Annotated in this window: 8 protein-coding genes; 1 reads left to right on the forward strand and 7 read right to left on the reverse strand. The window is 68.0% G+C overall.

What is annotated here, in order from left to right:
- The first annotated feature begins 9 nt into the window (after positions 1–9).
- Positions 10–459, forward strand: a complete 450-nt coding sequence (locus ACYDAT_RS11475) for a DciA family protein (RefSeq protein WP_461450228.1) — start codon at positions 10–12, stop codon at positions 457–459.
- A gap of 63 nt (positions 460–522) precedes the next feature.
- Here the strand turns inward: ACYDAT_RS11475 and lpxC are convergent, their stop codons facing one another.
- The 7 genes from lpxC to murG form a co-directional block, all read right to left on the reverse strand.
- Entirely contained in the window at positions 523–1,434 is a 912-nt protein-coding gene (lpxC, locus tag ACYDAT_RS11480) for a UDP-3-O-acyl-N-acetylglucosamine deacetylase (protein ID WP_461439012.1), read from the reverse strand.
- A gap of 190 nt (positions 1,435–1,624) precedes the next feature.
- The gene (ftsZ, locus tag ACYDAT_RS11485; RefSeq protein ID WP_461439011.1) at positions 1,625–2,827 is read right to left on the reverse strand and encodes a cell division protein FtsZ; all 1,203 of its coding nucleotides are present in this window, start codon (positions 2,825–2,827) and stop codon (positions 1,625–1,627) included.
- A gap of 201 nt (positions 2,828–3,028) precedes the next feature.
- The gene (gene ftsA, locus ACYDAT_RS11490; RefSeq protein ID WP_297921510.1) at positions 3,029–4,249 is read right to left on the reverse strand and encodes a cell division protein FtsA; all 1,221 of its coding nucleotides are present in this window, start codon (positions 4,247–4,249) and stop codon (positions 3,029–3,031) included.
- 3 nt (positions 4,250–4,252) lie between these two features.
- A complete protein-coding gene (locus ACYDAT_RS11495) occupies positions 4,253–5,005 on the reverse strand; it encodes a cell division protein FtsQ/DivIB (protein ID WP_461439010.1) in 753 nt (250 codons plus the stop codon).
- Positions 5,002–5,952 carry a D-alanine--D-alanine ligase gene (locus tag ACYDAT_RS11500; protein WP_461439009.1) on the reverse strand — a complete coding sequence of 317 codons (951 nt, stop codon included), beginning with the start codon at positions 5,950–5,952 and terminating at the stop codon, positions 5,002–5,004. The genes ACYDAT_RS11495 and ACYDAT_RS11500 overlap by 4 nt, the downstream gene beginning before the upstream one ends.
- Complete coding sequence (gene murC / locus ACYDAT_RS11505; protein WP_461450230.1) at positions 5,949–7,391, reverse strand: UDP-N-acetylmuramate--L-alanine ligase; 1,443 nt, start codon at positions 7,389–7,391, stop codon at positions 5,949–5,951. The genes ACYDAT_RS11500 and murC overlap by 4 nt, the downstream gene beginning before the upstream one ends.
- The gene (murG, locus tag ACYDAT_RS11510; protein ID WP_461450232.1) at positions 7,388–8,461 is read right to left on the reverse strand and encodes an undecaprenyldiphospho-muramoylpentapeptide beta-N-acetylglucosaminyltransferase; all 1,074 of its coding nucleotides are present in this window, start codon (positions 8,459–8,461) and stop codon (positions 7,388–7,390) included. The genes murC and murG overlap by 4 nt, the downstream gene beginning before the upstream one ends.
- Positions 8,462–8,599 lie beyond the last annotated feature (138 nt).

Raw genomic sequence — 8,599 nt, forward strand, 5'->3', positions numbered from 1 at the left:
TCACGGTTCATGCAATCGCCCCGTCGGCAGTCGCGTCGCGTGTGCGGCCCACAGAGTCTTGCGGACTGCAGCAGTCTCGGCGACCTGTTCACCAAGGCCGCGGTCCTGGAGAAACTGGATCAGCAACTGCGCCAACGCTTGCTACCCACGCTGGCCGAGCAAGTAAGGCTGGGTGGCGTACACGGCGAGCGCATCGTTTTCGTGGCCAGCAGCGCGGCGTGGGCATCACGGCTGCGCATGGAGCAGGCCGCGATCCTGCGCCTGGCGCGCACCCTTGGGGTGAGCGCACGCACACTGACCATCAAAATTGCCCCACTGCCTGCGCCCCCTCCTGAGCCGACAGCGCGACTTGCGCTTTCCCCCGCAGCCGCGCGTCATCTGCGCGCCGCGGCGAATTCCCTTCTAGACCCGGAACTGCGGGCCCGTTTCATGGCTTTGGCATCCCTCGCCAAATCGTAATCGCGGGCGCGGGCCGAAACCCGCACTTTCGTCACGAATTGTGTCAGCAATCCAAACTGTGATTCAGATCGCCTGCGCCGGATGCGCGTAGGAGATCGGCGCCAGCTCGGCGTCGTCGAAACTGACCTCTTCCCAAGCCGCGGCATCGGCCATCAGCGTGCGCAGCAGGCGGTTGTTGAGCTCATGCCCGGACTTGTGGCCATAGAACGCGCCGATCAGGCTGTGACCGAGCAGATACAAATCGCCAATCGCATCAAGGATCTTGTGCTTGACGAACTCGTCCTCGTAGCGCAGGCCGTCCTCGTTGAGCACGCGGTAGTCATCGAGCACGATGGCATTGTCCATCGAGCCGCCCATGGCGAGGTTGCGCTCGCGCAGCATTTCGATGTCGTGCATGAAGCCGAAGGTGCGCGCGCGGCTGACTTCCTTGACGAACGAGGTGGTGGAAAAATCGATCTCCGCCCGTGAGGTGCGTGAAGTGAACAGCGGATGCTTGAATTCGATGGAAAAACCCACCTTGAAGCCGTTGAAAGGCTCGAAGCGCGCCCATTTGTCGCCGTCCTCGACCTTGATCGGCTTTTTGATGCGAATGAAGCGCTTGGCGACGGCTTGCTCTTCAATACCCGCCGATTGCAGCAGAAATACGAAGGGACCGGCACTGCCGTCCATGATCGGCACTTCCGGCGCGGATAAATCGACATAGGCATTGTCGATGCCCAGACCCGCCATGGCCGACAGCAGGTGCTCGACGGTGCCGACGCGGGCGCCATCACGCACCAGCGTGCTGGACAACTGAGTGTCGCCGACGAACTCGCAGCGCGAGGGAATGTCGATCGGCGTCGGCAAGTCGGTGCGGCGGAACACGATACCGGTATCGGGCGCAGCCGGGCGCAGGGTCATGTAGACCTTGTCCCCGGTGTGCAAGCCGACGCCGGTGGCGCGGATGACGTTTTTCAACGTGCGCTGCTTGATCATTGTTTTAACCTGGCGGGGCAGCTGCCAAAGTGGCCCGGAATGTAACACAGGGTTTACGGGGGATAAAGTAAACCTTGACGTATAGTAATTACCGGCGCCGCACCACCGACACCTGACCTGCCGCCACCCCCGCGGACGGGGGCGACGGTGGCGACAGGCGCCAGCCGCGATCCTGCGACCGAGCGTCGGCTCAGTCGGCCTGCTTGCGCAAAAAGGCCGGGATGTCGATGTAGTCGAAACCCGCCGGCGGCGGCGTGACCTGCTGCTGCATGGCGTCGGCCTGCTCGTCGGCACGCACGCGCGGCACGCTGGCGCTGGCGCGTGCCGGCGCGACGGCCACGGCCGGTCCGGTGCCAGTGCGCAGCATCACCGGACGTGGACGCGGCTGCGGCGTCACCATCTCCTCGCGCGCCGCGGGGCGCGTGCTGCGCGCCACGTTGCGGTTGAGTCCGGTGGCGACCACGGTGACGCGCACGTCGTCCTGCATCTCGGCGTCGAGCGTGGTGCCGATCACCACGGTGGCGTCTTCGGCGGCGAAGTCGTGCACCACGCGACCGATCTCATCGAACTCGCGCATGGTCATGTTGGGACCGGCGGTGATGTTGACCAGAATGCCGCTGGCGCCGTTCAGGTTCACGTCGTCCAGCAACGGGTTGCTGATCGCCGCCTCGGCCGCGGCCTGGGCGCGATCATCGCCGCGCGCGGTGCCGCTGCCCATCATCGCCATGCCCATCTCGCTCATCACCGTACGCACGTCGGCGAAGTCCACGTTGATCAAGCCGGGGCGAGTGATCAGATCGGCGATGCCGCGCACCGCACCGACCAGCACCTCGTTGGCGGCCTTGAACGCGCTGAGCATGGTGGCCTCGCGGCCGAGCACGCTGAGCAGCTTCTCGTTGGGCACGGTGATCAGCGAATCGACATGCTGGGACAGATCCTCGATGCCCTTCAACGCCACCTGCATGCGCCGCCGGCCCTCGAACGGGAACGGTTTGGTGACGATGGCCACGGTCAGGATGCCGCGTTCCTTGGCCAGCTGCGCCAGCACCGGCGCCGCGCCGGTTCCGGTGCCGCCGCCCATGCCGGCGGTGATGAACACCATATCGGCGCCGGCTAGCGCCTCGTCGATGCGCTCGCGATCCTCCAGCGCGGCCTGACGACCGACCTCGGGATTGGCACCGGCACCCAAACCCTTGGTGACGTTGGCGCCGAGCTGCAGCACCTGGCGCGCACCCGAGTTTTTCAGCGCCTGCGCATCGGTGTTGGCGCAAATGAACTCCACGCCTTCGATGTCGCAACCCAGCATGTGCGCCACGGCGTTACCGCCGCCGCCGCCCACGCCGATCACCTTGATGATTGCGTTGGGTGTTGCCCTTTCGATCATTTCAAACATGTCCCGTCCTCCGTTGAATTGCATCTGCTTGCGGTGGCCCCGAGGGCACGCATCCGGCGTTGCTCGGGGATGCGGCGTTGCCGCCGCCGATGGCGTTCCGGTGCCATCGAATTGCCTGGTGCGCCAGCGCCGATTGCAGCGGCCGGCCACGCGCGCCGGTCAAACACGCGGGTGTTTGATCTGTCCGGCAGTAACGCGCGTTCAAAAGTTCTTCCCCAGCCAGCCCTTGAGCCGGCCGATCATGCGATCCAGATTGCCGCTGGGCACGGCTACATCACCGCGCGCCGCGTGCAGCAGCAGCCCCACGGCGGTGGCGTGCACCGGATTGGCCACCGCCTCGGCCTTGCCGCCGACCATCTGCGGCATGCCGATGCGCACCATCTTGTGGAATACCTCCTCGGCCAGCTCCAGCGCGCCCTCCATCGGCGCCGCGCCACCGGTCAGCACCACGCCGGCGCTGAGCAGGTTGTCCAGGCCCGAGCGGCGCAGCTCGTCCTGCACCATCTCGAAGATTTCCTCGTAGCGGTCGTGCACGCACTGCGCCAGCGCCTGACGCGCGAGGCGCCGCGGCGGGCGATCGCCGACGCTGGGCACCTGCACGGTTTCGTCGCTGTGCGCCAACTGCGGCAGCGCGCAGGCGTACTTGATCTTGATTTCCTCGGCGTTGGCCGTGGGCGTGTGGATGCCGAAGGCGATGTCGTTGGTCACCTGATCGCCGCCCACCGGCAGCGCGCGCGTGTAGCGCACCGCGCCCTGCGCGTAAATGGCGATGTCGGTGGTGCCGGCACCGATGTCGATCAGGCATACGCCCAGCTCGCGCTCGTCGTCGGTGAGCACGGCGCGCGCGCTGGCGGTGGCGGCTGGAATCAGCGCATCCACGGTGATGCCGCAACGCTCGATGCATTTGACCAGGTTCTGCACCGGACTGGCCGCGCCGGTGACCAGATGCACGTTGGCCTCCAGACGCACACCGCTCATGCCGACCGGATGACGGATGCCGTCCTGACCATCGATGCGGAACTCCTGCGGCTCCTTGTAGAGCACCTTGCGATCGGCCGGGATGGCCACCGCACTGGCCGCCGCGAGTACCGCCTCGATGTCGGCGGCGCTGACTTCGCGCTCGCGGATCGCCGCGGTGCCATGCGAGTTCAGCGTTTCCAGATGACTGCCGGAAATCGACGCGTGCACCGAGCGGATCTCGCAGCCAGCCATCAGCTCGGCCTCCTCGACCGCGCCGCGGATCGCGTGCATGGTCGATTCGATATCCACCACCGCGCCGCGCTTCATGCCGCGCACCACGTGCGAGCCGATTCCGATCACCTCGACCGGTTCGCCGCGCGCGTATTCGCCGACCACGGCCATGACCTTCGAGGTGCCGATATCGAGCCCCACCACCAGTTGCTTGTCGCTGCGTCGGTTCATGGCTCAGGTATTTCCTGCACTGGGCGTGGAAGAGGACGTGGCGGATGGCGCGGACGCATCCGGCCAGCGCACGGCAAAACCGTTGGCGTAGCGCAAATCGGCATACACGAACATCTGGCTGTGGTGCGCCGCCAGTTGCGGCCACACCGTCAGGAACCGACCGAGACGCTGCTGCGACTGGTCGCGGCCGATCACGATGCGCGCGCCATCGGCCAGCTCCAGCGTGTAGCTGCCGCGCGCGGTCAGTTGCACCCCGGCCACATGCAGGCCGCGTGGCGTGCAGGCGACAGCGGCGCCGCGGTAGAACGCGATCACCTCGGGCAGCGTGCCGTGCGGGCCGATCAATTGCGGCAGCGCCGCCGGCATCTGCGCGGCGGGCACGCTGAACAGGCTGCCATCGGCGCCAACCAGGCGATTCCCGGTCCAGCGCGCCCACGGCTGGTGCTCGCGCAGGCTGATGACCAGGGTATTCGGCCAGCGCTTGCGCACCTCGACCGCGGCCACCCACGGCAACGCCGCGACCGCCGCGCGCACGCGCTGCAGATCGACCGCGAAAAAGCCTTTCTGCAGCAGCGGCTGCACCGCGACGGCGACCTCGGCGGCGCTGACATGCGTGTACGGCGCATCGATGGTGAGGTATTTCACCGGCCACTGCCCCGCCGCCAGCCAGCCACGCAGCACCGCGACCACCGGCACGGCCAGCACCGCCAGCGCCAGCAGCCAGCCACTCAGACGGATGGCGCTGGCGCGCGTCACGGCGCCTCCGTCGGCAAGGATGTTTCCAGAATGCGCCAGCACAGGGTTTCGAAATCCATGCCAGCCGCGGCGGCGGCCTTGGGCACCAGTGAATGGCTGGTCATGCCGGGCGCGGTGTTGACCTCGAGCAGCCAGTCGTGTCCATGGTGATCGCGCATGATGTCCACACGCGCCCAGCCCGAGCACGCCAGCGCGTCGAACGCAGCCAGCGCCAACGTGCGCATCGCCTGCTCGGCAGCACCCGACAAACCTGGACAGATATACAAAGTGTCTTCGGCGACGTACTTGGCGTTGTAGTCGTAGTACTCGCCCTTGGGCACGATCTTGATCGTTGGCAGCACTTCGCGCCCGAGGATACTGACGGTGTACTCACCCCCCTCGTTCGCGTCGCCCTCGATCAGCGTTTCCATCAGCAGATCGCCGGGATAGCGTTGGGCCAGTTCGACCGCAGCGTTCAGATCTTTGTCTGCGAACACGCGGGTAACGCCCACGCTGGAGCCTTCCCAAGCCGGCTTCACGACCAGCGGAAAACCGATCGCGCGCGCCGCCGCATGCACGTCGGCACCACGTGTCAGAGCCTTGAAGCGCGGCGTCGAGAGATCCAGTGCCTGCCACACCTGCTTGGCGCGAATCTTGTCCAGCGACAGCGCCGAACCCAGCACGCCCGAGCCGGTGAACGGAATGCGCAGCGACTGCAGCGCGCCTTGCAGTTCGCCGTTCTCGCCACCGCCGCCATGCAAAATGTTGAACACGCGCGCGAAGTGTCCGGCGCGCACCGCATCCAGCAGCGCGGGGATGCCGTCGATGCCGTGCGCATCGACACCGCGCGCGCGCAGCGCGGCGAGCACGTTGCTGCCCGAATCCAGCGATACCGCGCGCTCGGCCGAGGTGCCGCCCATCACCACCGCGACGCGACCGAAGGCGCGCGCATCATCGACGTGGCTCATGCCTTGTCCTCCTCAAGCACCTTGCCGGCATGCGCCAGCGCATTGGCGGTCTGACCGATATCGCCCGCGCCCATCAGCAGCAGCAGGTCGTTGTCTTCGAGCAGCGCCGCCAGCGCCTGCGGCAGTTCTCGCGCACTGTTGACCAGCACCGGATCGACCTTGCCGCGCGCACGCACCGCACGCGCCAGCGCGCGCGCATCGGCACCGGCGATCGGCGTCTCGCCCGCGGCATAAACCTCGCTCAACACCAGCACATCGACCTCGGCCAACACGCGCGCGAAGTCATCGAGCAAATCGCGCGTGCGCGAATAGCGATGCGGCTGAAACGCCACCACCAGGCGGCGCTGCGGCCAACCGCCGCGCGCGGCGGCGAACACCGCGGCCAGTTCGCTGGGGTGGTGGCCGTAATCGTCGACCAGCAACGCGTGCCCGCGCGCATGCGCGATCTCGCCGCGCTGCTGAAAGCGCCGGCCCACGCCCTGGAACTGGTCCAGCGCGTTGACGATGCTTTGCGCATCGACCCCCAGTTGCCAACCCACCGCCGCCGCTGCCAGCGCGTTGAGCACGTTGTGCCGACCGGGCAGATTGAGGTTCACCGCCAGCGCCACATCGCGCCCGGGCAGATGCAGATCGAAGTGCATGCGCGCGCCGTGCTGCGCGATGGCGCTGGCGCGCACGTCGGCGTTGGCGGCCGTGCCGTAGGTGACCACGCTGCGCGGCGTGCGCTGCGCCAGCGCGGCCACCTCGGCGTCATCGCTGCACAGCACCGCGGTGCCGTAGAACGGCAAGCGATGCAGAAAATCATCGAAGGCCTGGCGCACACGCGCGAAATCGCCGCCGTAATTGATCAGGTGATCGGCATCGATGTTGGTGACCACGGCCAGCACCGGCGCCAGCATCAGGAACGAACCGTCGGATTCATCGGCCTCGGCGACCAGATACTCGCCGGCGCCGAGACGTGCGTGCGTACCCGCGGCCAGCAACTGGCCACCGATCACGAACGTCGGGTCGTAGCCGGCCTCGGCCAGCACGCTGGCGGTGAGGCTGGTGGTGGTGGTCTTGCCGTGGGTACCGGCGATGGCGATGCCACGACGGAAGCGCATCAGCTCGCCCAGCATCTCGGCGCGCGGCACCACCGGAATGCGTGCGGCGCGCGCCGCCAGCAACTCGACATTGTCGGCGGCGATGGCGCTGGAGACGACCACGGCATCGGCGCCCTGCACCTGCGCGGCGGCGTGGCCGATATGCACCTCGATACCCTGCGCAGCCAGACGCTCGGTGACCACCGAGCCTGCGCGATCCGAGCCGGACACGACGTAGCCCAGCGTGTGCAGCACCTCGGCGATGCCGCTCATGCCGGCACCGCCAATGCCGATGAAGTGCACGCGCCGGAACGCGTACATGAAGTCCTCGTGCGGCAGCAGGCGACGCGGGCTCATCGCGCCACCTCCAGGCAGGCATCGGCGATACGGTCGGCGGCATCCGGCCGCGCCAGCGCGCGCGCCGCCATGGCCATGTCCAGCAAGCGTGCGCGATCAGCCAGCAGCGTGCCGAGTTCCTGCGCCAGCGATTGCGCGCTCAATGCGGATTCGGGCAACAGACGCGCGGCATCAGCGCCGGCCATGAACGCGGCATTGCGCGTCTGGTGATCGTCCACGGCGTGCGGATACGGCACCAGGATCGCGCCCAGTCCGGCCGTGGCCAGCTCGGCCAGGGTCAGCGCGCCGGCGCGGCACAGCGCCAGATCGGCCCAGGCATAGGCCTGCTCCATGGTTTCGATGAATGGCTCGACGCGCGCCTCGATGCCCGCTTCGGCATATGTGGCGCGCGTGATCTCCACGCCTTGCGCGCCACACTGATGCCACACCTCGGGACGTGCAGCCGCAGGCAGCAGCGCCAGTGCGGCCGGTACGCCGAGATTGAGCGCGCGCGCGCCCTGACTGCCGCCCATCACCAGCAGGCGCGCGCGTCCCGTGCGCGCGGCGAAACGCTGCGCGGGTGCAGGCAACGCGGCGATCGCTGCGCGCACCGGATTGCCGCTGCACGTGGCATGCGGCAGCGCATCCGGAAAGCCCACCAGCACGCGCCGTGCCAGGCGCGCCAGCACGCGATTGGTCATCCCTGGCATTGCGTTCTGTTCGTGCACCACCAGCGGCACGCGACGCAGGAACGCGGCCAGACCGCCCGGCCCCGCGGCATAGCCACCCAACGCCAGCACGCTGCGCGGGCGCTCGCGACGCAGCGCGGCCCAAGCCGCGCGCAGCGCACCCAGCAGCATCCACGGCGCACGCAGACGCGCATTCCAGCCCTTGCCACGCACGCCACGCACCGGCAGCTCCAGCAGGCGGATGCCTCGCGCCGGCACCAGGCGCGTCTCCAGCGCGCCGGCCGCGCCCAGCCACACCACCGGTACCGCGCGCGCGCTCAGCACCTCGGCCACGGCCAGGCCGGGGAAGATGTGCCCGCCGGTGCCGCCGGCCATGATCATCACCGGACGTCCATCGCTCATGCCGCGGCCTCCGCGAACTGCGGGGTGACGGCGCCGAGGCGGCGCGCATCCTCGGCGCGCGCGATCTCGTAGCTGGCACGCAGCAGCACGCCGAGCATGACTAGGGTCATGATCACGCTGGAGCCACCGGAGCTGACC

The organism is Metallibacterium sp. (assembly GCF_054637675.1).

What these genes read in the sequence shown, in the direction of transcription:
- ACYDAT_RS11475 (WP_461450228.1), top strand. Translation starts at nt 10, where the DNA reads ATGCAATCGCCCCGTCGGCAGTCGCGTCGCGTGTGCGGCCCACAGAGT.
- lpxC (WP_461439012.1), bottom strand. Translation starts at nt 1,434, where the DNA reads ATGATCAAGCAGCGCACGTTGAAAAACGTCATCCGCGCCACCGGCGTC.
- ACYDAT_RS11500 (WP_461439009.1), bottom strand. Translation starts at nt 5,952, where the DNA reads ATGAGCCACGTCGATGATGCGCGCGCCTTCGGTCGCGTCGCGGTGGTG.
- ftsZ (WP_461439011.1), bottom strand. Translation starts at nt 2,827, where the DNA reads ATGTTTGAAATGATCGAAAGGGCAACACCCAACGCAATCATCAAGGTG.
- ftsA (WP_297921510.1), bottom strand. Translation starts at nt 4,249, where the DNA reads ATGAACCGACGCAGCGACAAGCAACTGGTGGTGGGGCTCGATATCGGC.
- murG (WP_461450232.1), bottom strand. Translation starts at nt 8,461, where the DNA reads ATGAGCGATGGACGTCCGGTGATGATCATGGCCGGCGGCACCGGCGGG.
- murC (WP_461450230.1), bottom strand. Translation starts at nt 7,391, where the DNA reads ATGAGCCCGCGTCGCCTGCTGCCGCACGAGGACTTCATGTACGCGTTC.